The following is a 25049-nucleotide window of genomic DNA, read 5'->3' as shown; positions in this document are numbered from 1 at the left end:
TAACTATATCGGTTCTTTGGCGTTTTTTCTTATTGGTGCATTAGTTGCGTTTGTTTGTGGCCTTTTGAACCTACAGCGTCCACCTTTGTAGTTAGAAGGAAAAATGGAGTAGCTCTTAGATATTAATTTGGCTAAAGAGTGAACGAGTTACTCGCTATAAGACATTATTGGCATGATTTTACTTTGATTTGTTACAGGTTTGCGGCAATATGAAACGATTACAACAAGAAGGTTTTCATTATGCTAACAACGCAAGATTCTGTAACCACTGATGACATATTACGTAAGCTTTGTATATCGGTCTCTCATGTACTTTCTAGCACCACAAATAGCCAGATCACACATGCAGGAATGGTGCAGTCAATAACACGTACTTGCTTAAAACCTGATTTGGGTTGTTTTTCTATTTTTGATGGTGGCTTTTCAGGCCTAGTAGTGATTAATTTTTCTGCTCCAGCAGCGATCGAGATTTACCGAGAATATATGTTAAATATGGGAATGCCTGAGTCTGAGCTTGCATTTTCACATACCTCTGATGAAGTCGGTAATGTGATGGGGGAGCTGATGAATCAGATGTTAGGCGATTTTATCAATAAAATAAGTAAAGAGTTACAGACATCGATTAGCCAAAGTCAGCCGAAAATGCTCACCATAAACAAAGAATTGACGATATCAGTTGATACCAATCTTGATGAGGCCGTGGCGCGAAGAGTCTCCTTTAAAACCCAGAATAATCATATCTTTTATCTTGAGTTTGCGATGGATAAAACGGAGTTTATTAAGTTAACAGACTTTGATGCGGACGAAGACTTTGACTTAGATGATCTGTTGGCAGAACACGGCCAAGCTACCGCTGAAAAAAAGCCTCAGTCAGCAGTTAATGCTGCAAAAGAGACGCAAATGAGTAGCGCAGACGATCTGTTTGACGAGTTAGGTATATAAGCTGATTCAAATATTGCTCTATAGCTATATTGATGAGAGCGAAGCAAGTAACTACATAAAAACTAAATAAAACTATAATAAAGGTTTGAAATAAATCATGGTTACAAAAGCAACGTCCATTGATATAGCTTATAAAGCGGGAGTGTCTCAATCAACAGTCTCAAGGGCTTTAAGGGACAGTCCGTTGGTTAATTTGGAAACTCGTCAACGCATCCAAGCTATTGCGAAAGAACTTAATTATAAAGTTGATAAAAACGCCAGTAACTTGCGCATGCAAAACAGTCAGACGCTTGCGTTACTGCTTTGCGAAGACCCTACCAATGATGATTCGCTGATCAATCCTTTCTTTTTATCTATGCTGGGCTCTATCACTAGAGCTTCCGCGCAAAAAGGCTATGACCTGCTGGTCTCATTTCAACAGTTAAGTAGCGATTGGCATGCGGATTATGAGGACAGTAATAAGGCTGATGGGATTATATTACTCGGCTATGGTGATTTTGTTGATTACGAGAGAAAATTAGCAAAATTATTGGAGCAAAATACTCACTTTGTCATTTGGGGCGCGGAGCATAATCATAAATCGGTATTAACCATTGGTTGTGATAACCATCAAGGTGGCGTGAGTGCGACTGAGCATCTCTTGTCTAAAGGGCATAAAAACATTGCTTTCATTGGCGATTCATCTAGTCATAGCCCTGAGTTTCGTGACCGTTACTTAGGTCATCTAGCGGCACTGAAAAAAGCTGGGATCAAGGACAATTCCGCCATGCAGTTTGCAGCGATAAGCACAGAAACATCGGGATTCGATGCGACCAATGCTTTATTGAATAGCGGTGAGAGCTTCGATGCAATTTTTGCAGCTAGCGACCTTATCGCAATTGGCGCCATTAGAGCGCTTAACGCTAGGGGGCTAAAAGTTCCCGCTGACGTAGCGGTAATTGGTTATGATGATATACCGGTAGCCAGTTTTGCGAACCCACCGTTAACGACGATCAAACAGAACACCAAACTTGCAGGAGAGATCTTGGTTGATAGTGTATTAAAGCTAATTAATGGTGAGCAGGTGTCTCCACAGTTGATCCCAACGAACGTGGTTATTAGGCAATCAACTTAACCATTCTCGTTCTACATGCCTAATCGCTATTATTTAAACTAAAGTTCACTTGTTGCAGCTATCTAAGATGCTACATTGATAACTCGACGGTGTTTAAGATCAACTGGTTGCAAGTGCTGAGCTCAGAGCGACAGCCTGCCAAATTGACCTCGGCCAATAAGTGGGTCTGAGGTCGTGAGAGGAGTGCTCTAGCGTGAAGTTACTGCACGGCAAACTTAAATAAGAATTCGGTGATAATTTTATCGAAATTAGAAAGTTATTATTGGTTTTTATGGGAGTTATTTAATGGCACATGATCACGACCACAGCGGTGCAGGGCATAGCCATGGCGCTGGAAATCAAAAGGCAGTAGGGATAGCTGCGCTCCTAACGGGTAGCTTTATGTTTGCCGAAGTCGTTGGCGGTGTTGTGTCGGGCTCGCTGGCGTTAATTGCAGATGCTGGCCATATGTTGACAGATTTTGTGGCCTTAAGCTTGGCTTGGGTTGCGTTTTATCTGGCTAAGCGTCCAGCGTCTTGGAAAGCCACTTACGGGTTTGACCGTTTTGCTGTGTTAGCGGCTTTAGTTAATGGTCTTTCCCTGTTCCTTATCGCGGCATGGATCTGTTTTGAAGCTTACAAACGGATAAATGAACCTGTAGAGGTGCTTGGTGGCACCATGTTCTTGGTCGCCGTTGGGGGCTTAGTTATTAATATTCTCGCGTTTTGGATCTTAAGCCGAGGCGAAAAGGATAACTTAAACATTAAGGCTGCTTTGCTACACGTTGCTGGAGACTTGTTGGGCTCTGTGGGCGCCATTATAGCGTCAATCGTTATTATCTATACAGGTTGGACACCGATTGATCCTATCTTATCTGTCTTTGTGGCCATTATTATTCTTCGTTCGGCATGGCATGTTGTGCGAGAAAGTGGACATATCTTGCTTGAGGGGGCACCGAAAGGGTTTGATCGTCGTCAGTTGATTGAACTGTTAGAAACTGAAATATCAGAGGTGATAAAGGTCGGCCATGTCCATGCTTGGTCTATCACCCAAGAGCGGCCGATGGCGACGCTTGAGGTTACTATAAATGAAAAAGCAGATATCAATCAGGTAAAAAAGACGATCAAAAGAATATTACAAGAGCAGTTTGCTATAGAGCATTCTACGGTAGAAATTAATCTAGCTAACCAAAAACAAGATGCCGGTTAACGACGAGTGGTTCGGTGCACAAAAAGACAATTTAGTGTTAACGGGAATAGTTATATAAGTACTTTTGTACGTTGGCTTTAGTCTGTTTTGTTATCGCCTGCATTAATTTAAACTCTGGCTCTTGAATATTATGATCTCGTTTTAAATCGTTAAGCATCACTAACCATAAATCGGCTGTCATCTCTGAATCGGCTAATGCTCTGTGAAATACACCATCATGTTTAATTTGCTTGTAATTTATTAAACTACCAAGTTTGTGATTGGGTGCCTCTTGATAAAGCCTTCTGGCAATTAACATAGAGCAAGCAAACTCACCGCGATATTCACGCCCAATAGAGTTGAGCTCAGCATCTAAGAATCGTTGATCGAAAGATGCGTTATGGGCAACCATATTATAATCAGCGATAAAATCAGCAAATCTCTCCATAACCTCTTCACAAGGTGCTGCATTATTTAGCATTTGATTGCTAATGCCGGTGTAACTCTCGATAAAGCCGCTAATACGAAAGCCAGGATTCATTAACTCTTGAAAACGATCGACAACAATGCCGTGTTGTAACTTTACGGCACCAATTTCTATAGCTCGGTCACCTTGGTTTGGAGACAGGCCAGTGGTTTCAAAATCGAGCACGATGACTGTACTTGCATCAAGGGCAATATCGTTTCGAAGTTCTGTAGCGCGGGGTGAAGCAAAAGAGTGTGCCAATGTGCAGTTCTTACAAGTCGAGTTTGCGCATATTGTAGAGAGACATTGGTGGGAGTCAATTTAAATGTTGCGTTGATTGAAAGGTAACCAACTCGCTAATTTATGATCTTGCCCAAATAACTAAATGCTAATACTTGCTAGGATCACCACAAATTTTAGTGAGTGATAAATATGCAATTAGATTTAAATGGTATTACGCCGCAGCAGTTCTTAGAGCAATACTGGCAAAAAAAGCCACTGGTGATCCGTCAGGGCTTTAAAAACTTTCAAGATCTGCTCTCTCCTGAAGAGATGGCGGGACTTGCTTGTGATGAGTTGGTTGAATCTCGTCGAGTTTTCAAGTCAAACGATGAGTGGCAAGCAGAGTTCGGCCCATTTGAGTCTTATGAAGAACTTGGTGAAAAAGATTGGACCTTAATTGTTCAAGCACTGAATAACTGGCTACCAGAGGCAGAAGAATTAATTCAATGTTTTGATTTTATTCCACGCTGGCGTTTTGATGATGTCATGGTGAGCTATGCAACACCTGGTGGTGGAGTCGGGCCTCATATCGACCTATACGATGTGTTTATATGCCAAGGATCGGGTCGTCGACGTTGGCGAGTGGGGGATCTTGGCCCTCACAAAGAGTTTGCAGCTCATCCTGCACTGCTTCATACAGAAGCATTTGAGCCAATCATAGATGTTGAACTCTTACCTGGCGATATTTTGTATCTGCCACCAGGGTATCCTCATGACGGTGTGACTCTTGAGCCCTCAATGAGCTTCTCTGTCGGTTATAGAACAGCCTCTGCTAAAGATATGGTGAGCGCGATGGCTGATCACATCATTGATAATGATCTATGTAATGAGCAAATTGCCGATCCGGACCGCGAACTAGCTATTGGCTCTGGCGTGGTCAATCACTCTGACTTAGCTCGAATCAAGCAGCAACTATTTGCCACATTAGATGACAAGCTAATCAGTGAGTTTAGTGGTCGTTACCTTACTCAGTCGAAATGTGAACTGGATTTACCTGAAGAGCTTTTAGGTTTTCAAAGTCTAGACGTAACTGAGCAGTTAAAGCTACAGCCTCTAGTTAAGCTTGGAGGGCTGCGCTGTTTGTATTTTGAAGCAACAGTCGCTGATGGTGTTCTCTATATCAATGGTGAACAAATACAGCTAGGCAAAACCAAAGAGTCGTTAATCGAGTTGCTGTGTGACTCGCAGCAGCTAACATTGGAGGCTCTTACTCCTTGGTTGGCTGATGATGAAATACTCAGCAAGTTAACTGATTGGGTTAATGCAGGTTACTGGTATTTCGAAGATATTGAATAACTTATAACTGCTAGCATATGGCATATGCTTGACGACAAATAGATAGGTTCAATGGTAATACCGTCATTAGAGCATTCTACTATTGGACCAAGTGAAGCTGTTTATTTTATGGCAGTACATCTAAAAAATGTACTGCCATACAGCGCCGAATGTATCGAAATCGCTACCTACTTGGGTAACAATGCCGGTACTCGCATAGAGTTTAATGGAATTGCTTCTGTTTATCGGTGCAGAGTAAGTAATGCCAAAGCGAGAGTTTTCCTGTGAATCAAACGAGTCGACATCGTCTTTGTGGGTTTCGCCACCAAAATAAAAGTTGCCATTGAGTGATAACCAGTGACCTCGGCTAAAGTTGTAAATTAAATGGCCTTGTAGCGTATATTGTGGATCTTGTTTTAGCTTAACTTCATTGAAGTATTCGTCATTATCACCGTAAAAACGCACAGAAGCGATTAAATCATAATACCAATCGCCGATTTTATGAGACATGCCTAAGCCAGGTCTAAATATCCAGCGATTTGCCCCAGCATTAAGTAGTTTATCTTTGTCATAACTTCCCGTAGGTGCTGTTATTTGTAGACTCGTGCCTATTACAATGCCTTGCTTCCATTTGGAAAAGTCGGCAGGTTTTAGAGCCGGCGCGCCAAAAAAATTCCAGGAGAGCCGAACATTAGCATCTCCATAGCCACACCTATCAGCAGTGACTGGTTCGCCTTGAAAGTCAGCGCTGCCTTTATAACAAAGTCGACTCGCTGTCATATCAATTTTTGATGATTTCCCTGCCAGTGAAAAAGTATGGGCGTAACCGACAACGGCGGCATTGATGTTGATATCTGCATTATCAATTGGCGCGGTGGGGGCGGGTGACAGTTCACCTTCAGAATGTGCTGCACCTAGGACTAAAAAGTTCATTCCAATGGGAATATTAGTATAGCTTCTTGGTTCAAGATCTTGCGCTATGCAAGTCGTTGCGGTCATTGCTACGCTGAGCAAGCCAAAACTGAGGAGTTTGTTGTTTTTATTATGGCTGTTTTCCATTTGTGATCCCTAACTGAAAAATGGCGCTCTCTAAGCGGCTCCGCTACTTAGTTAATTCGATTGCACATACTCTAAGTTAACTAATTTGTCAGTTTAATCAAGCATGTTATGCTGCAAGCTATTAAAACCAATATTCAACATTGTTTTGAATTATCGACAGGGTTTTCCGTGTTTACCAGAGAAGAGATAGAGTATTCGATTCATCAAGCCCTAATCGGTGTACATCAGGATGCAATGAATGCCGCCAAGCGTGCCCACGATACAGCAACCAGTAGTGAAAGCGTTGCTGAAAATAAGTACGATACTTTTGGGTTGGAGGCGTCATACCTTGCTCATGGTCAATCGGTGAGGGTAGCGCAGTGCCAAACAGATATTACCGCTTTTGAGCAACTTTTTTCCTTGTTAAAGCATCGAGCCTTGAATGAAAGTGATAGCGATATACCATTACAAATTGCGCTTGGTCACTTAGTTGAGCTTGTTGACGAACAAGATATTGTTAGCCTGTTGTTTATGGGACCTAATGCTGGTGGACTAAAAATTGATTTTGCTAAATGCAATTTTATGCTGATCACGCCGCAGTCACCGATTGGTGAAAAACTGATGTCGCGCGAAGTGGGTGATGAAGTTTCGATTAACGTTGCCGGTAAGCGACATCATTATGAAATTGTTGGGATCTATTAGAAACAAGTTAATAGATATATAGTTTTGATTATAAAAGGATTTGTATGGCTTTAATGACCAGTGAAAGATTATCAATTCGACAAGTTACTGCTGCTGATGCGAGTTTTATTTTATCTTTGCTTAATGAACCTAGCTTTATTGAGGGGATAGCAGATAAACAAGTGCATAGTCTCGAACAAGCGGTAAAGTATATCGATGACAGTTTTACCAAAAGCTATCATGATAACGGCTACGGTATGTACTTGGTTTCATTGCGAGAGGGCGAGATTCCTGTTGGGATCTGTGGCTTAATACGCCGCGAATATCGTGATGATTTTGAACTAGGCTATGCTTTTGCAAAAGCCTTTTGGTCTAAGGGATATGCTCAAGAAGCGGTAAAAACGGTACTCAACTATGGTCAGACTGTTCTTGAGGCAAAGGAATTTATTGCAGTGACTTCTATGGACAATCAAGCATCGATAAAGACGCTAGAACGTGTAGGTTTTGTATTTAATTGTATTGAAAAGTTAGCAGCATATGATGAAGAGAGCCGTTTGTATAAATTAACAGTTGAGTTATAACAATGTCTAAGATATTTACAGTGGATGATTTAACTATCCGCGAGTTTGAACTTGTCGACTTAGAGATATTTGCGCGTTATCGAGCGGTAGAAGCGGTTGCTCGATACCAAAGCTGGAGCCAATACTCAATAGAAAAAGCTAACAGCTTGTATCAATCCATGCAGGGGCATCATTTTGGCGAAATTGGGCTGTGGTTTCAACTAGCAATTGTTGAAACTAAAACCAATCTACTGTTAGGTGATTTTGCAATCCACTTTATCGATGCTGAGCAAGTTGAAGTGGGCTTTACCCTGGCACCAGAGCATCAAGGTAAAGGGATAGCGACTAAAGCGTTAAATGCATTTATTGAGTTTTTATTTAATGATATGAATAAGCACCGAATCATTGCGACTACTGACTGCGAAAATCATGCTTCTTATCAATTATTAGAAAGAGTCGGGTTTCGTAGGGAAGCGCATTTTATCAATAATATATTTTTTAAAGGGGCTTGGGGAAGCGAGTTCCAATATGGCTTACTTAAGACGGAAAGAGATTAGCCGAGTCATTCAGGCTAAATATTAAAAAATGCGATCGGCCCATTAATACACCGATTTTAAAGCCCGCTAGCTTGTTGCTAACGGGCTTAATGTATTGAACTAAAGTTGCTAAATCAGTACACCTAATGCTTGAGTTTGTCGCTCACGATTGAATAATTATCCCATACTTTTTTATCGGACATAGAGCGCACCAGCTTAATGTACTCTGCGTGAGTCCATGCAAGCGGGGTTGCAGAGTTAGTGCCTTGGCCTAGCTTATAGTTGTAACGTGTAGGGTTACCAACTCCATCCCATACTTGCTCCGGTAGCATTAACCCTTCATTAGCAAAAGTTTCCATTCCTTGCACATAGGTGTTAATGAGTGCTTGGTGTTCCTTATTACTTAAACTGTTGTTTTGGATTAACTTAGCGAGTTCGAAGTGCCCGCGCTCTCCAGTAAAGAATGGCCAAACACGGCCGCGTTGCCCAGCTGTGTTGACGCCCCTCTCGGCGTAGCTATTACCGTTGACTTCATCTTCACCGTAACCGTCATTACCATAGCGTCTAAACCCTGGAATGGCTGAGCCATCTTTAGCATTGAACTGGTATTTGACTCTTAAGTTATCCTCTAGCTGCTGATTGTCAATAAGGCTAACCGTATTGTTGATGGTCTTATCATTTGCTGAAGTGACGCCATAACGCACTAACTCTAAGAAGCCACCATCCAGAATCAAACGTTGATCTAAACCTGCTCTACCATTGTTATCGCCAAGCTTGTTATCTTTATTTGGCTCTCCATTTGGTGCTAAGCGCACAAAGTAGGGCAGACTAGCTTGTGTTTGTGTATTGTCACGTTCTACGCCGCTGGGAGCTGACAATAGACCTGCGGTTGTAACCATCAGACCATTGATTTTACCTTGCATATTTTTAGCTGTTGCTAAGTAGCGCTTAGCCGCTTCTTTATCGCCAGCATGAGTGGCAATATCGCTGGCGCTTATCAGCCCTGAAATAACTGCAGCTGTTGTGGAGGGCGAGTAGCCTTGTTGTTCTTCCCAGCGCTCTTGTTGAGTTTTTAGTGGCGTAATATTGGTATGGTTCCAATCTAGATTAACTTCGCCGCCGTTAACAAGAAACTCTGCGGCAGGTTTGAGCATCTTTTTGTACCAATGGTTTATTTCTGTATCGCTTAATACACCTGCTTGCCATAACTTCCAGCCGAGCATGATGGGCATCGCTGTTTGATCTAACTGCACGCCGACCCATTCAATCTGTCCATCTACATGGGTTTTTTGTAAAAACCATCCCGGAGTGCCGCTATAACCCGGAGTATTTTCATTCACCTGAACTTTTTCCAAATATTCAAAGGCTGTTTTTGGCGTTTGGCTGTCGCCCATTGCTAGAAATGCCATCGCGCACTGATAAAAGTCGCGTGGCCATACAGCCTTGTAGCCCGTGCTGCCAACTTTTGCAGAAACCGTATCGCCCCATGGGTTAGAAAGTGAAGCGATTAAGGCACCTGCATGGGTTTTATCTTCTTGTGCCTTTAACACTAATGCACTGGCGTATAACAACTTGCCATTGTCTGTGGTGGTATTAACCATGTTGTTTAAAGCTTGGAGTGAGCTTAGATAATCTTCCCACCCTAAGGCGTCGCCTTCACCATTAAAGTCGGCAAGTACTTGGTCACTACCAGCAGCGAGAGTCGCGTCTGTATTCGCTAAACTGGTTTGCTTGTTGTTGCCAAAACCGATGACGAGATCAAAACTGATCTTAGCTTGCTGCGCGCCTGCAGCTATTATTGGGCTCGGGTACTGGGCTGTGAGTGCGACATTCCCTCCTTGGTTTTCATCAGAGGTTGCGCTGTACTGCCAGTTCATATCACCGTTATTATTTAGATCGGTTAATCCATCTGAGATGCCGACAAAGCCAACGCTTGCTTGGCTAAAGTCAACACTCGATTTTACACTCATGACACTGCTGTTTTTATCGGTAGTATTAACGGTAAATACTTTATTAGCATCGTCATACTGAGCAATATCATTTGCCCCGCTATTGTCTATATGCGGGTTAACGACTAGGTAAGGGGTGATCCCTGATTCAAATGCAGTAAAGACCACCTTCATCATTAGTGAATCGCGATCAGGATCAGTAAAAATGTGCTTTTCTATTTGGTATTTGCCGTCTCTATCTTTATTAATAAGCTTATAGGCGAGTGATAGTGGCTTACCATCCTCATCAGTGTGTAAATATTCGACAGAGTGTTCAGTATCGTCTTTTTCTGTATCCACAAAATCTTTACCGCTGATTACAAATTGCATCTCTTTTAATTGCGCGTTGTGGATAAGACCAAACATGGTTTCAGTCACAATACCTTGGGCAAGCGAGAACCAAACTCGGCTGATAGGATTTTTAGCGCTATCCTGATAACTGCCATCTATATAGGGCTCATAAGAGGTACCTATGCCGGTTTTTCCTGCAAAAGCCCAAGTTGGAGAGTTGCCTGGTATTCCGGGAGCGATAGTGTTTTGCTGCTTATCACTACTCAGTGGTGTTGTATCACTTTTAGTCGTACTTTTTACTGTATGTTGATTATTACAACCAGTAATTAACAATGCCATACTCACGGCTGCAGTAAGTACTGTTTGTTTAAATGCGTTTGGACCTACCATTTGCTTCCCCAAAATGATGCTCTTTTTAATTTACTTTATGTAATATATAAAGCTTATTGTTAACGTTTGTTGCTTTGTCTGATATTGAGCTTGAACTACTCGTTATTGTCGATATTGACTCTTAACACTGCTAAACCAGCAACCATCATCAGCGCGCCACCAGTGAGCAGTGCGTAAATCGGCTGGCCATTGAAAAGGACTCGAACGATAAGACCAAGCACACTTGCTGCCAATAGTTGAGGGATGACGATAAAAAAATTGAATATACCCATGTAAATGCCCATTTTTTTTGCCGGTAACGCGTTAGCGAGCAGGGCGTAAGGGACAGACAGTATTGAAGCCCAAGCGATGCCTATACCTATCATTGGGAGCCACAATAATGTCGGATCGCTGATGAATTTAAAGCTAATAAGGCCGAGGCCACCACAGAAAAGGTTGATGCAGTGAGTCACTCTTAACCCCAGCTTTTTGGCAAGAATAGGGATGAAAATAGCAGCGATTGCCGCAAAACCGTTATACACAGCAAAGAGTAAACCAACCCAGTCTGCGCCATCGTTATAGGCTTTTGATAAAACATCTTGGCTACCATAGTGATAGTCAGTCACGGCTGCCGTGGTATAGATCCACATCGCAAATAATGCGAACCATGAAAAAAATTGCACTAAAGCGAGTTGGTGCATCGCTTTGGGCATATTGAATAGATCATCAATCACGCAAAAGACTAAGCTCTGCTTTTCACGGTTTATATTGAACTGTACTGATGATTCTGATTGCTGCTTTAGTAGGGTTAATTTGTTTGAACAGTAAAGCTGTAACGGACCAAAGCTCAATATTCCTATACTAAGTATAAATAGCTGTTTATCCCACTCACATAAACAAATAGTGGTAGTAAAAATAATGCCAATACTTGCCCAGAGGATACTAGCGCTTCGGTACTGTGCTGCGCTACGTTGACTTGTTGTTTGGAATGGACTTTTGTCAGTGTGCTTTTCAAATTCAGCCAACTCTTCTGGTGAGTACTCTTTTGTTGAAACGACGGTCCACATTACCGCAAGGAAAAGTACTGCACCGCCAAAATAGAAGGCATAACGCACTGAATCAGCTATTTCACCAGCTGGCGCGGTATTACTCACATCAAAATAATTACTTAAAATGTAGGGCAGTGCTGATGCGATGACGGCGCCAATACCGATAAAAAAGCTTTGCATCGCATAACCTAGTGTGCGTTGCTTATTAGGCAAGTTATCACCGACAAATGCGCGAAAAGGCTCCATGGCAATGTTAATTGAAGCGTCCATAATCCATAGCATGCCAGCTGCAACCCAAAGAGCAGGAGAATGTGGCATGACGAAGAGTGCTAATGTCGTACAAACGGCCCCAAGCACAAAGAATGGCCGCCTTCGCCCCCATCGACCCCAAGTGTTATCACTTAAATAACCGACTATAGGCTGGACAATAAGGCCCGTTAAAGGCGCCGCTATCCACAAAATTGGGATATCATCAATCGATGCACCAAGGGTTTGGAATATTCGGCTTACATTGGCATTTTGCAGCGCAAAGCCAAATTGAATGCCCAAAAATCCAAAACACATATTAAATATTTGCCAGAAGCTGAGCTGCGGCTTTTGCTGTTGAGGGTTATTTTCAGACATTAACCATACCTTTCCGGTGTTAGAATTATTAGGGGTTGTTTATCTTTCGAGCTTAGTTTTTGTTCCAATCCAAAGGGCAGCATATCTTGGCCATTTTTCTGCTTTAAGGCTATTTGTGGAGAATGACTACACTACATAGCCTTTGCCTTGCTAAAATGGCCATTAAATTGGCTTAAAAACAACCATGAAAGATCAACAGACCTTTATGTTGGTCGAATCTTAAAAAAATGGGTAACAACTAGCGACCTCTGCCAGCCGTTACCCTATACCTATGCTAATTAAGCGATAACCAAACATTGTTAATGTTGTTGGGCTAAAGCTTGTTATAGAGTGGTAAAACTAACGGTAAAACCGTTAGAAACGACCATACTTTTAATGACCACACCACAAGCAGAGCATGAACAAAAGTAGGTTTCCATGTTACCCTTGAGCTTGAATTTGGCACAACAGAATACATACGTATTCATGCTGTGTAATTAACAATTGCAAAACTTATATTTAACGGGTGATGTTGATGATTAAAGTGATAAAAATACAAGTTTTTGTTTTTATTTGTTTTTTAATCTTGAGCGGTTGTAACATTGCAAATCACGGTTCATTTACCTCTAAGACCTATGATGGTGCGGCTCAGTCTGAAGAGCTGGTTGAGTTAGGTGCCGTCATTGGTGAAAGCTGTCAAACACAGTTTTTATATTTACTGCCGATCGATGAAGGTGTGTCGACATTGATGGCTATTGAGCAAGCTAAGCAAAAAATTGCAGGTACCGTCTTACTCGCTGATATGATTATCGACGATACGCTGGCAATTGAATTTGGCTATTCAGAGCAGTGCATCATTGCGCATGCAACTGCAATGGGCATAGCAAATCGTTAAGCTACTCTGCATCACAAAGTGCTTTACCTGCTTTATAACAACTTGGTTGTCTTGGGCACACGGCGCCTCTTGAGCAAATAAGCCGAGCTTCATTGTCTATGCCGCGCTCTATCCAATTTATGTTAAGGATTTTTGCAACGCTTAATAGGTTTTGTTTAATATGTTTTGGCATTTCAATTGAGCCACTATTTTCTGCACAGATCTGTTTTAGCTCTGTGGCTATAGACGCAGAATTACCCCCTTGGGCATCAATAGCAGGGTTGAGATCGATGCCTGCGCAAAGTACGTGATTGTTGCCCGCCATATCTTCTACCTTCACTGATTCACAGCAGTAGATCCGTGGTTCTTCAGCAACCTCAAGAATAGATATTTGAGCCGAGGTGCCAACTTTAGGTTCATTGATCATTCTAAACACGGCCCAATGCTGACAGGGATCTTCGACCACTCGCATGTTGCCCCAGGGAAGAGGAATACCGTTACCGCGATAAACAGCTTTTAATTTGCCGGGTGCGTAGGCATCAAAGTAGTGCCAGTGGGGGTAGGGAGAAACGACGGTCATTCGTCGCATCGCAACTGATGCCGACACGCCAACGGTTTTGTTGACATTTATTTCATAGCCGTGCCTGTCTAGTAATTGTCTGAAGGGCACTTTTGGACAAAGCAGTGCACCAGCAAAAAAGCTAGACTCGAAATCACGCCATGCATGCAAAATATCTTGGGCATTCAAAGTCGATGATGCAGGGGTAGTTAATTCGTCGTGGGCTGCGGTATGTCTCCTTCCCGCAGTTAATACGCACTTTAAACCGTCTTTGTTATGTAAGACGCAGTGACCGATATGCACCGCAAGGTCATATTTAAGCCTTGTTGGGAACGACTTGAGCATCTTATTGAGATAAATAGTTGATGGTGGTTCAAAGAATGAAGTTACGACGTGGGCGGTACTGACACCCATCTCATCTTCAACCTCTTGCGGGGTTCTATCGACCCATTTCAGTTTTAACCCAAGGGATTTAGCAATATCTTTTAAGTCATCTAATGCCAAAGGAAGCCGTTTTTGACCGACTTCTTCAGCAGCGCGTTCAAGATCTGGGAAGTGGTTTTGATGATGTTCTTGGTGTGCGCGGATCAATAAATGGGCAAACTCTCGACCAGTAGTCCCAGTTTGTGACAACATTTCGGGGATAGCGATTTGTAAAATATCACTCGAAAACAGAAAACTTGGCTCTAAAGCCATACCACTTATTCCGCCACGACGACCTTTTTCTGGTGTAATTGCGTTGTCTTCGGGAACGTCATCGAGGAACCAATCAACCTCTTTTTGAAACACTGCGGCAATCACCGCAAGCATACCAGCACTAGGGACTCGTTTACCCCGTTCAATCATCGAAAGGTAAGATACAGAGGGGGCTGATTCAGGATCGACACGTACACAGCGGGCGGAAAGATCTTCCATTGTAAGGTGGTTTCTCTTACGCAAATTTCTAATCTTGGTACCGAGAAAATGTGACTTTCTGATCAGGCTCTGATTACTTTTCATATTGTAAAATTCACATTGTAAAATTTTTATTGTGAAATTGTAGCGGTTTTTACACTAGACTACAAATCAAGCAGTCAGGAAATAAACAGTTTTTTGAAAGCTTTCAATGCTAAGTAACGGTGAGTGACCTATTTTAGGAACGAATGAGGACAGGACAATGGATATATCAACAATCAATAGCACTGCAAACAACCACGAGAATAATTTATATAATGGTTCGGATTTTGTTGATGTGAATGTTGTCCGTCAGGCAGCAAATGATACCTCAACACCTTGTGCCAAATTATTTTTGGATGACAAGTTTCCGCTAGCCAAAGGATCCCACAAGGATGCTTGCAGCTATGTTGTCTACTACCAACAGCTGTTAGTGTTTATGAAAGACGGTAGCCAAACGGGTTTACGTTGCCCTAAGCAGTTTGTAGCGCTCAATGGCCATAAGAGCGAGCCTACCGCCATTTTACTCAAAGATAATGGCGTTCATGTGGAGTTAACTTTTGATAGACAAAGTGAAAAGGGCGCAGAAGATTGTGCCAACATTGAGGATATCTTAGTTGAAGGGCACCAATATTGGATAAGCTTAGTTAATGTTGAAAATACTGTGGTAGCTTCATCGGTACTCGATCAAGAGTTTACAGCAAAAGATGGTAGTGATTACCAGCTAAAGCGATAAATATTGCTGAGAAAGCGAGTAATAGCAAAAGCCCTTAATTAAGGGCTTTTTTGGGGCTAAAATTATGACGAAGGCTAGCTTTTCTAATCTACAGCTTTGAAACGAATCGCGGTGCCGCCGCTTGATGCAAGCTTTAGTGTGAGTATATCTGCAGAATCTACTCGCTTGGTCTCGATAACATAGTCATAAGGATTATTTTGCCAGTTGGCATCTTTACCATCGCGGTAGATCTGCGCCTCGTAACTCACTCCTTGTGTTAAAAAATCAAGCTTTACATCTATTTCTCTGGCAATGTCATCGGTAATTGCACCTAGATACCAGTCTTTTCCGTCACTTTTGCCTGCTCGCTCTTGTCTGGCGAATACCACATACTCACCCACTTCACCTGCCAAGGCGATACTCTTATGCCAATCGGTGGGTACATCCTTGATGAACTGAAATGCATCTTGGCGCTCAAGGTAGTTTCTAGGAAGATCCGCTGCCATCTGAATAGGGCTATAGAGTACGACATAAAGTGCAAGTTGCTTGGTTAACGTTGTTTGTACTCGATTAACTGCATCAAGTCCCTTTGGGGCAAGATCGAAAATACCTGGAGTGAAGTCCATTGGCCCCGACAACATCCTAGTATAAGCAAGCGTTGTGGTATGTGACGGATTGTTCGGTGGCGTACCCCAAGCATTAAACTCTTGCCCACGTGCTCCTTCACGGGCTATCCAGTTAGGGTAAGTACGGCGCAGTCCGGTATCTTTTATCGGTTCATGGGTATTGATACTAAGCTGACGTTTAGCTGCCTCCTGAACACTAAATAAATATTCGTTAGCCATAAATTGACCATCATGCCATTCATGGCGAGTAATACCGTTTTCATCTATACGCTTAATGTCGCCGCCATCAGCGACATAGCCAGTTTTTATTTGGCTGACGCCATGCTGTTGATAAAGATCGTAGGCATCTTGCATCTGATTGCGGTAGTTTGTCACTGAGCCTGAGGTTTCGTGATGGCCAATTAGCTTAACCCCTTTTTGGTTGCCGTAATGACTTACAGCATCAAGGTTAAAATCGGGGTAGGGTTGAGTAAAACTGAATACATCACCATTGTGGAACCAACTGCCATCCCAACCTAGGTTCCAGCCTTCTACTAACACACCGCCGAAACCATTGTTAGCGGCAAAATCCATGTAACGTTTGGTTTCGCTGGTGGTGGCGCCATGTTTATCACCTGAGCCCCAAGTATTCTCGTTAAGGTGCATGCCCCACCAAATACCGACATATTTCCCTGGCTCTACCCAGCTTACATCGCCGAGTTTATTGGGCTCATTCAAGTTAAGAATTAGGTGTGAATTTAATAGTCCTGCAGCGTCATCACTTATCTGTATGGTACGCCATGGTGTGAAGAAGCCCGCTTGAGTTTTAACTAAACTACCGTCGGACCAGGGAGTGAGATCGGCTTTTAGTTTGCCGCTACGACGTTGATTTAGCGTCATCGAAGCGTAGTCAACAAGCGCTGCTTCGTGAATGCTCATGTGCACACCTGAATCAAGCCTAAAAGTGAAAGGGGTATGTACATTAGTCACTTTGTCTAAGGCGCTGTTGCTGTATAGGTACTCATAACGATTCCAGCCTCGGGCTGGGATCCACCAGGCTTGTGCTTTTTCGGGCTGAGGAACTGAAAATTCAGTTAATTCATTGGTGATGGTTAACTGGCTTAGCTCGGCTTGTTTTGGCAGTTCATATCGAAAGCCGATACCGTCATCAAAGGCTTTAAAATGCAATTTAAACTTATATTTACCGTTGCTTAGGGTGATGTTAGTTTGGTTGTAATTGTCTTCTATCCATTCTTGCTCGCCCCATGGCTGCTGCCAACGATTTTTAGTGTTGTTTGTTTTGCTTTGCTCAATGGTAAAACCTTTAGAAAATTCACCTAAGGACTGAAAAACCAGCCCAAGGCGAGAATCAGAGATGACCTCCTTTCCATGGAATTCAACTTTATATTCCGGTTGGCCATTGTCATCAAAAATAGAGATCACTATTTGTTTGTCTGGAGAGGTTACTGAAACAGTTTTGGCTTGTGCGACATTGCCAAAGGCCGTACCTAGTATAATTGAAGTGATGGCGGCCAATTTAGATAATGAACGCTTTTTAGCGTTAAAGTCGTGTTTATGTGTTGAGGTGTCATCATCGTGTGAAAGTGCTGCAGGGCGCTGGGAGTTCATGGTGCCATCCTTGTGTTTAATTTATTGTTATATTTTTATTGTAATCGCTGTGTTGTAAGCATACTAAATTGAACCTCAAACCTGCTGCAATGGCTTGCATACGTATTCAAATGGGGAAGTTAGTTGTAATGCTCTAAGGGGATTTTTAGATTTCCAGCTCAATGACAAAGCCCGTCGATACGGGCTTTGTATTACTTTTAATGGAGAGTGCCAATTGCTGCTTAGTGATGATTAAGCATCAGCACTTTTGACTCGTTAGGCGCAAGGGTCAAAGCAACTGTTGCCTTATCACTGTTAATTGTTAGCGTTAACTCTTGGTCGTTAAACGACTTTATAGGTTCATTTAAAAGATCCACCAGCGCTATATTCTTGGCGTTAATGTTCCACTTCGAGATAAGTGAATATGGCAACTGTAAAGTAAACGTCTTACTGTGTTGCTGGCTGAAGTTACTCACGATAATTAATTGCTGCTCAGCATTGTATCGGCTAAATGCAAAAGTCTGTTCATCATAGCCAGCCACTTTGTTTGCACGATTAAAACTATCGAGTTCGCTATACTCTCCGGTTAATGCAGAGGCGCTATGGCTTAGGTTAAGCAGCTTTGTGTAATATCGTCTAAGTTCAAGTTCTTTTTCCGTTGATTGCCCGCCGTCAAATTTGCCGTTACTCATGTAGCGCTGATGGGCGGGTACGCCAATATAATCAAAAATGCTGGTGCGGGTCGGGCTACCAAAACCTGCTTTTTCTGCTGCTTTTTCACCAACTTCTTGTCCGAAATAAATAAGAGTAGGGGCGGAGCTTATGGTGGTTGAAACGACCATAGCGGGCAAGGCTGCAAAAGCATCATCTGCAAAATCGGCACTGGCTATTCTTTGCTCATCATGGTTTTCTAAAAAATGCAGCATGTTTGAGGAGATATCACTGACCAATGCTTGTTTTTCTGCGATAGCAGCTGTGCTTTTTTGCCCTTGAATAATGGCCTTCAGCGTATCGTACATATCCACTTTATCATACAGGTAATCCATTTTTCCAAGCAGTATATAGTCTCGATAAAGTGCAGGGTTATAGACTTCGGCTAATAGGAACGCCTCAGGGTTAGTGTGTTTAATATTGGAGTTTAGATAACTCCAAAATGCCACTGGTACCATCTCAGCCATATCATAACGAAAACCATCAACGCCTTGCGCTAGCCAGAACTGAGTGATTTGTTTGAATTTCACCCATGAGTTTGGAATGCGTTTATTTTCAAAAGGCAGCGCTTCATCTTGAGATTCAATCTTTAACCAATGCTGATAATGGTTATTGGCGTTTTTACTAGCGAGTGACGATGGCAGGGCTGGAAAGTCATCACTACCATCTGGTTTTACGCCATAATTGATCTTAACGGTTTCGTACCAATCATTTGCATCAGGCTGCGCTGCGCGAGAGCCATTGCCGGTCCATTTAGCGGGGAATTCTGCAAATTTACCATCGGAGAGGGGATGAACCTCTCCTCCTAGTGGGGCATTTTCGTGTGTTTGCTGAGGGACTTTAAAGGCTTTTGCTGTTCGCTCGCTGCCAGTATCGTCTACCACATAGTAGAAGTTATTATGCCTTTTGTAACTTGTACTGGTGTCATCATTTTCACCAAAATGACTAACGCCATGTTGTGTATAGTCAGATTGATAAGCTCTAGCAACATGGTTTGGCACAATATCGATGACGACCTTCATGCCGTTTTCATGGGTGCGTTTGATTAAGTCTTTAAATTCTTGCAGCCTGTTTTCGACATTATCAGCAAGATCTGGGTTCACATTGTAGTAATCTTTTACTGCATAAGGCGAACCTGCACGGCCTTTAACGACATCTGGGTCATCGTCGCTAATACCGTAGGCTTTATAGTCAGCAACCAAAGCATGATGGGGAACGCCGGTATACCAAATGTGGGTGGTACCTAGGGCTTTAATACTTTGCAATGCAGTATGATCAAAATCACTAAACTTGCCAACGCCGTTTTGCTGTTGTGTTCCCCATGGTTGATTGTTGGTGTTTTTGTTGCCAAATAAGCGTGTGAATACCTGATAAACAACAAATTTTTCTTGTTTATTCGTAGAAACTGGACTTTGAGCAGTATCTGTTTTTACCGCGTTATTTACTTCGATGTTCTTTGATGATCCTGTGCAACCAGTTGCAAAAATCGCAGGCAAGACTAGAGTTGCAATTAGTGCGCTTTTTAATTTCCTTTGCTTGATCTTCTCAACACTTTTTTTAAAACGACATGCGTTAGCTCGCTTTGTTTTAAATATCATAAAATCTAACCCTATCTTTTAATTTTGTTGTTTTTTTGATTATTTTAGGCTTAGCACTAACACCGAATTGGCTGGGATTTTTAAGTTGTTTAAAATATTTTGCGACTGGCCAGTTACCACGTCCGTTGCAGTTGAAAAGTCTTTCAACTGTGTTTTGAATCTTGCGCTATCTAGAGTTGTCTGCTCATGGTTTTTGTTCATTACCACCATCACCGTTTCTGTCTTATTTGCTCTAAAGTATACGTAAATGCCGTTTTTGGGCACGTAATGAACCAGCTTACCGTTATGAATAGCAGATGAGTGCCTCCTGAAATTGAGCAATTTACGCACAAAATGCTGGGCGTCTAACTGCTGTGAGTTCAATCCTAGCTGAGTGATTGCGTTGCTAGTATCCGATGACCAACCACCAGGGAAGTCAGCTCTTACAGCGCCGTCGTGTCGACCCTCTACTGGGCTTTCCATTAACACTTCTGTACCGTAAAAAACCTGCGGAATACGATTAGAGGTCAATGTGTACGCCATTGCCATCTTGAAGCGGGATAAATTGTTATCTAAAAGGCTGAATAAACGGTTGGTATCGTGGTTGCCTTCAAATAACACAAGGTTTGTAGGATCGGCGTAGACCACATCGTTTGCCATCATTTCATATAACTCAATAAAACCTTTGTCCCAAGACTCTGGACTATTAAAGGCTTTCAGCATGGTTTCATATAGTGGAAAGTCCATTAAACTAGGCAGATGGGAAACATAACCATCTTGGTTGACTTTTCCCCTCTGCCAATAGGAGACAGTTATTGGGTTGCTCGTCCACTCTTCGCCGACAATATTAAACTTGGGATACTCTGCCATAATCGCTTTTGACCATTGCGCCAAAAACGCTTTATCGGCGTAGGAATAGGTATCTTCGCGAATGCCGGATAAATTGGCGTACTCAACCCACCAGATACTGTTTTGAATCAGGTAGGTTGCTAGTTTTTCATCAGTCTGGTTTAAATCAGGCATACTATCAACAAACCAGCCATTGACGAAGTTGCTCAAATCGCTTGGAGCTGAGTAGGGATCTTGTACAGTCGTTCGGCGGTGTGTGGTAAAAGGTAAGTTACTGGTATCCATTGCCTGAGCTGAAGCCAATCCATTGATCCAGGTTTGGCTAGGAATATCTTTCATCCACCAATGATTAGAGCCAATATGGTTAACGATGATATCTTTGATGATCCCAATACCTCTATCTTTAGCTGCATCACTCAGTTGGCGATAATCTGCGTTACTGCCAAAACGTGGGTCAATTTTATAGTGATCCGTTGTAGAGTAGCCGTGGTAGGAGTATTGCTGTTGATTATTTTCTAGCAATGGGTTGACCCAAAGCTGAGTGACGCCAAGCTCTTGTAAGTAATCTAGGCTGTTAATAATACCTTGTATATCACCACCATGACGGCCATCTTTATCTGCTCTATTGACCTTTTCAAGCATTGAACTGTGGTTATCATTGGATGTATCGCCGTTCACGAAGCGATCTGGCGTTATTAGGTAGATAACATCACTGTTATCAAAACCTTGTCGCTGGCTAGAAGCTGCACGTCGTTGCTTGATTTGATAATCAAACCGATGCATTTGAGTGTTATCTTTTGTAAGCGAAAAAGTAATGGTCTGCGCCTTTGCGTCTTTTAAAGATAGCTTTATAAACAAGTAGTTTGGATTTTCTGAGCGTGATTGTTCAATGATGTTGATATTGGTAAGAGTCTGTAAGGATGCTTGCATTGACGCGATATTGTCGCCGTGAAGCATCAGCTCAAGTGTTGGATTGACCATATCCGCCCACCAGAACTCCGGTTCAACTCTAAGTTGCTCTGTTTTTAAGGTTTGCTTTGAAGCTCGCGATGACGAGTTGGCAGCCTGACAATTTTGCATTAAAGCAGTAATGAAGAATATCGAAATCGTTGTCGCGAGCGATGAGTTCATGATTAGAGCCTTGTTGGGTATAAAGCCTTTTAAGCAAAAAAGCCTACTTCTTGATAGAAATAGGCTTTGGTAAACTAGGATTACATGCTGTAGCTAAATCCTAAGTAATATTGACGACCGAAAGTTTGAATTGTTCCAGTTTGTTGTGGCTGGCCAAAGTAGGTTTTGTTTGGTTCATCAGTAAGGTTGTTTACTTGGAATAATAACTTTAAGCCATTTTCCATCCCATAGGACGCTTGGTAATCAAATATTGTTTCTGCATCAAAGAATGCAAGTTGAGATTCAACTGCAACTTGCTCTGAAACATATTCACTTCTGTAGCGCATGCTGACGCGAGTATCAAAACCTTCCAATGTGTAGAACAGTGTTGTGTTAGCAACATGTTCTGATAAACCAGGAAGAGGGATAGCGAGTGATTGACCACTTAGGTCAGTTTCAAACTCTACTTCACTGTCTGAGTATGAGTAACTCCCTGTGAAACCTAAGCCTGCAAATGCGCCAGGTAAAAAATCAAAGATTTGCGTATAAGCAAGTTCAACACCGCGGATGTAGCCGCCATTGTCGTTATTGATCGCAGTTTGGTATTGACCTTCATCCTTTACCACCGGGAATTCAACACCATTATCGACAATAGTATCTGGAACAATAAAACCTGCTTGTTCAAAATCAAATGGTTGAATAGTAAAGTTATTGATAAATGACTTAATGTCTTTGTAGAAAACGGCTAGGGCAATTGCCCCTTCGCTGTCTTCAAAGTAATGCTCATAGGACAGATCGAATTGGTCTGCATAAAACGGGTCAAGAAGTGGACTGGTATTACCCCATGCGTTGTACTTTTTGTATCCTGGTGTTGCTGAATCATCATACCAAGAGCCCATACCTGATTTTAGCTTATCGATAGGTGGTCGCGCCATAACTGAAGCAGCAGCAAAACGAATTTGGTCATTATCAGTAAGGTGAAAATTCAAGTTCATTGAAGGCAGGTAATCGGTATAGGTTTTACCGACTTCATTACGAATATAATCGGTGCTAATGACACCTTTTTCATCGACTATCTCTTCGCCTAAACCAAAACCAACTTGTTGCAAGCCTTTACTTGACTGGTCGGTATTGACGACACGTACGCCTATATTACCGGTAATGGGTAAGCTGCCTATCTCCATGTTTAGATTAGCTTGCACATAACCGGCTAATACGTCTTCATTAACCGAACCACTTTGGATCATTGTCCAGTTGTTGCTCCAATTTGCCGTTGGGGTAAATGGATCTTGCCCGGTAGCAGCAAGTTGTTGGTTAACTAGATCAACCGCTTTATTAAAATCAATTTTTAGGAAGCTTGGGTAGCTTGAAAGATCGCCACCGAAGTTAACCACATCAGTCATATCATCTGTTAGATGCAGAACAGGCTGATTAGCAGGGTTGTCGCCATACTCAAAGCCATAGCCAGCTTGAGAGCGCTGAGCGTTAAATTCTCGTTGTGAATATCGGACGCCAAAATCAACGGAAGAGATAAAGTCATTGTCTAATACATAATTAAAATCGAGTTTATAAGCGATAAGATCGTTTTGTTGATCATATGGCCACATACCGACTTCTCTAAGTCCTAGCGTGGCCGTATCGGTATAACTTTTGTCTAAACTGATATCTGCAGGATTCAGACCGTTCAATTGGTAATCAATCGATTCAGACGCACGAATTTGGTTATCGATATCATCATAAATGACTGCTCTGGTGCCACCATTAACAAACTCGCCATCAGCTTTTGAGTAGCTAATATCTGCAGCTACGGTCAGTGCATCGCCATTATTCCAGGTGATGTTAAACGCACCTGAAGTTAGGCTAGAGTATTTGGAATCGTTATCATTGACGACAAATACCGCAAAGTTGTCTGTGCCATCGGTCGATACTGTGCCGCCTGTCATTGAACCATTTTGGACCGTAGCGTTGCTGATCTCGCCATTTTTAAGCGACTTTACGCGAAAACCGCGGGCAAAGTTTTCTGAATCGAACTTTGAATGGAATACATCGCCTTTGATGCTCCAGTTATCATTAGGTTGCCAATGGATTGCACCCATATAACCATCGCGGGTATCTTCACCGCCTTTTTGCTGCATCTCAAAGCCTTCGCTAATTGATTCTGCTTCACCGTCTCCATTAATGTCGCGTGAATCATCATTAAACCTAAGGCCAATGAATTGACTGGCTACATAAGGTTGGTAGAGGTGAGCATATCCAATTGCTACGCCTAAAGTATCTTCTAAGTATTTACCTTGATATGAAAAACTTAAGCGGTTGCCGAATTCTTCTGCATCGGCTATATCTGCTGCTTGGTCATTGAAACTACCGCGCATGTTGACGACAAAAGAGTGTTCTTTGTCATTTTGTAGCGGGTCTGCCGTTTTTAGTTCTACAGTACCAGCAACGCCACCTTCAATAAGTGAAGCCTTTTGTGATTTGTAGACTTGGGCTTGAGTGATCAATTCGGAAGGGTATTGGTCAAACTCAACTGCGCGTTTACCGCCAGTAGTTACCTGTTCACGGCCGTTTAACGTGGCGAAAACGAAATCTCCATCTAAGCCGCGAATGTTCAAACCACTGGCTTGACCGCCGGTTCTGACAGCTGTCACACCAGGTAGACGAGTTAGAGCGTCAGCGATAGATTGATCAGGCAAGGCGCCTAAGTCATCCGCTGAAATGCTTTCTGAGACGGTATCAGCAAAACGTTTTACATTAAGCGATTTAATGACACTGGTTCTAAAACCCTTAACCTCAATAACTTCTATTTGCTCTTCTTGTGCTTTCTCGTCTTTTTTTGCTTTGACTTCTTCTGCAGCGTAACTGCTCATACTCGCGCCAGCAGCCACTAATGCTAAGGTCAGCACGCTAGGTTTAAATTGCAACATCTTCATCCCCTTTAACTAGACTGTCGGCTAGTTACTTTTTAATTATCACTGACGTTGTAACAAAATTGGGTACAGAAGCGCACGTGTTACAACATATTTGCAGCGTTTATAAGTATATTGTTGCGCAACGGTGAAGATACTACTCCCGAGATTCTGACCATAACAATGTTATGCATACGTATTCAATCATTTTACTGGTCCAAAACAACATCGGAAAACGGTT

Annotated in this window: 18 protein-coding genes; 9 read left to right on the top strand and 9 right to left on the bottom strand. The window is 42.4% G+C overall.

The window, feature by feature from the left end:
• Positions 1–240 precede the first annotated feature (240 nt).
• The 3 genes from SWP_RS12125 (at position 241) to SWP_RS12115 (ending at position 3244) form a co-directional block, all read left to right on the top strand.
• The gene (locus tag SWP_RS12125) at positions 241–942 is read left to right on the top strand and encodes a DUF3334 family protein (RefSeq protein ID WP_020912779.1); all 702 of its coding nucleotides are present in this window, start codon (positions 241–243) and stop codon (positions 940–942) included.
• 97 nt (positions 943–1039) lie between these two features.
• Entirely contained in the window at positions 1040–2056 is a 1017-nt protein-coding gene (locus SWP_RS12120; RefSeq protein WP_020912778.1) for a LacI family DNA-binding transcriptional regulator, read from the top strand.
• A 285-nt stretch (positions 2057–2341) separates the two neighbouring features.
• Entirely contained in the window at positions 2342–3244 is a 903-nt protein-coding gene (locus tag SWP_RS12115) for a cation diffusion facilitator family transporter (protein ID WP_020912777.1), read from the top strand.
• Positions 3245–3281: 37 nt separating this feature from the next.
• On the opposite strand, the gene SWP_RS12110 is transcribed toward SWP_RS12115, so the two are convergent.
• A complete protein-coding gene (locus tag SWP_RS12110; protein ID WP_020912776.1) occupies positions 3282–3950 on the bottom strand; it encodes a 3'-5' exonuclease in 669 nt (222 codons plus the stop codon).
• Between the two features lie 171 nt (positions 3951–4121).
• Here SWP_RS12110 and SWP_RS12105 point away from each other — a divergent pair, with 171 nt between their 5' ends.
• Positions 4122–5267 (top strand): ribosomal protein uL16 3-hydroxylase, encoded by a 1146-nt coding sequence (locus SWP_RS12105; RefSeq protein ID WP_020912775.1) that lies wholly within the window; start codon positions 4122–4124, stop codon positions 5265–5267.
• 120 nt (positions 5268–5387) lie between these two features.
• On the opposite strand, the gene SWP_RS12100 is transcribed toward SWP_RS12105, so the two are convergent.
• Positions 5388–6305 carry a transporter gene (locus SWP_RS12100; RefSeq protein ID WP_020912774.1) on the bottom strand — a complete coding sequence of 306 codons (918 nt, stop codon included), beginning with the start codon at positions 6303–6305 and terminating at the stop codon, positions 5388–5390.
• Positions 6306–6473: 168 nt separating this feature from the next.
• Between SWP_RS12100 and SWP_RS12095 the strand changes: the two genes are divergently transcribed.
• Genes SWP_RS12095 through SWP_RS12085 form a run of 3 tightly spaced genes read left to right on the top strand, consistent with a single transcriptional unit; the run spans position 6474 to position 8082 of the window.
• Positions 6474–6986 carry a GreA/GreB family elongation factor gene (locus tag SWP_RS12095; RefSeq protein ID WP_044556415.1) on the top strand — a complete coding sequence of 171 codons (513 nt, stop codon included), beginning with the start codon at positions 6474–6476 and terminating at the stop codon, positions 6984–6986.
• Between the two features lie 44 nt (positions 6987–7030).
• Entirely contained in the window at positions 7031–7546 is a 516-nt protein-coding gene (locus SWP_RS12090; RefSeq protein ID WP_020912772.1) for a GNAT family N-acetyltransferase, read from the top strand.
• A 2-nt stretch (positions 7547–7548) separates the two neighbouring features.
• The gene (locus SWP_RS12085; protein WP_020912771.1) at positions 7549–8082 is read left to right on the top strand and encodes a GNAT family N-acetyltransferase; all 534 of its coding nucleotides are present in this window, start codon (positions 7549–7551) and stop codon (positions 8080–8082) included.
• A 122-nt stretch (positions 8083–8204) separates the two neighbouring features.
• Here the strand turns inward: SWP_RS12085 and SWP_RS12080 are convergent, their stop codons facing one another.
• Positions 8205–10730 carry a glycoside hydrolase family 15 protein gene (locus tag SWP_RS12080; protein ID WP_020912770.1) on the bottom strand — a complete coding sequence of 842 codons (2526 nt, stop codon included), beginning with the start codon at positions 10728–10730 and terminating at the stop codon, positions 8205–8207.
• 95 nt (positions 10731–10825) lie between these two features.
• Positions 10826–12382: an MFS transporter gene (locus SWP_RS12075; protein ID WP_020912769.1), complete on the bottom strand. Its 1557-nt coding sequence runs from the start codon at positions 12380–12382 to the stop codon at positions 10826–10828.
• A 514-nt stretch (positions 12383–12896) separates the two neighbouring features.
• Between SWP_RS12075 and SWP_RS12070 the strand changes: the two genes are divergently transcribed.
• Positions 12897–13256, top strand: a complete 360-nt coding sequence (locus SWP_RS12070) for a hypothetical protein (protein WP_020912768.1) — start codon at positions 12897–12899, stop codon at positions 13254–13256.
• A gap of 1 nt (position 13257) precedes the next feature.
• Here SWP_RS12070 and SWP_RS12065 read toward each other — a convergent pair whose 3' ends face one another.
• Positions 13258–14793, bottom strand: a complete 1536-nt coding sequence (locus tag SWP_RS12065; RefSeq protein WP_020912767.1) for a DUF3612 domain-containing protein — start codon at positions 14791–14793, stop codon at positions 13258–13260.
• A 157-nt stretch (positions 14794–14950) separates the two neighbouring features.
• On the opposite strand from SWP_RS12065, the gene SWP_RS12060 reads away from it, so the two are divergent.
• The gene (locus SWP_RS12060) at positions 14951–15463 is read left to right on the top strand and encodes an aldolase/citrate lyase/malate synthase family protein (protein ID WP_020912766.1); all 513 of its coding nucleotides are present in this window, start codon (positions 14951–14953) and stop codon (positions 15461–15463) included.
• Between the two features lie 83 nt (positions 15464–15546).
• Here SWP_RS12060 and SWP_RS12055 read toward each other — a convergent pair whose 3' ends face one another.
• The 4 genes from SWP_RS12055 to SWP_RS12040 all read right to left on the bottom strand — a co-directional run bounded on the left by SWP_RS12055 (position 15547) and on the right by SWP_RS12040 (position 24826).
• The gene (locus tag SWP_RS12055) at positions 15547–17676 is read right to left on the bottom strand and encodes a glycoside hydrolase family 97 protein (protein ID WP_020912765.1); all 2130 of its coding nucleotides are present in this window, start codon (positions 17674–17676) and stop codon (positions 15547–15549) included.
• 221 nt (positions 17677–17897) lie between these two features.
• Positions 17898–19964, bottom strand: coding sequence for an alpha-amylase family protein (locus SWP_RS12050; protein ID WP_020912764.1), 2067 nt, complete (start codon positions 19962–19964; stop codon positions 17898–17900).
• Between the two features lie 39 nt (positions 19965–20003).
• A complete protein-coding gene (locus tag SWP_RS12045) occupies positions 20004–21923 on the bottom strand; it encodes a glycoside hydrolase family 13 protein (RefSeq protein WP_228371060.1) in 1920 nt (639 codons plus the stop codon).
• A gap of 80 nt (positions 21924–22003) precedes the next feature.
• Positions 22004–24826 (bottom strand): TonB-dependent receptor, encoded by a 2823-nt coding sequence (locus SWP_RS12040; RefSeq protein WP_020912761.1) that lies wholly within the window; start codon positions 24824–24826, stop codon positions 22004–22006.
• Between the last annotated feature and the right edge of the window lie 223 nt (positions 24827–25049).

Source organism: Shewanella piezotolerans WP3 (assembly GCF_000014885.1).
Classification (GTDB): Bacteria; Pseudomonadota; Gammaproteobacteria; order Enterobacterales; family Shewanellaceae; genus Shewanella; species Shewanella piezotolerans.
Note: the sequence above shows the minus strand (reverse complement) of the source record. Positions and strands in the feature narration are given on the sequence as shown.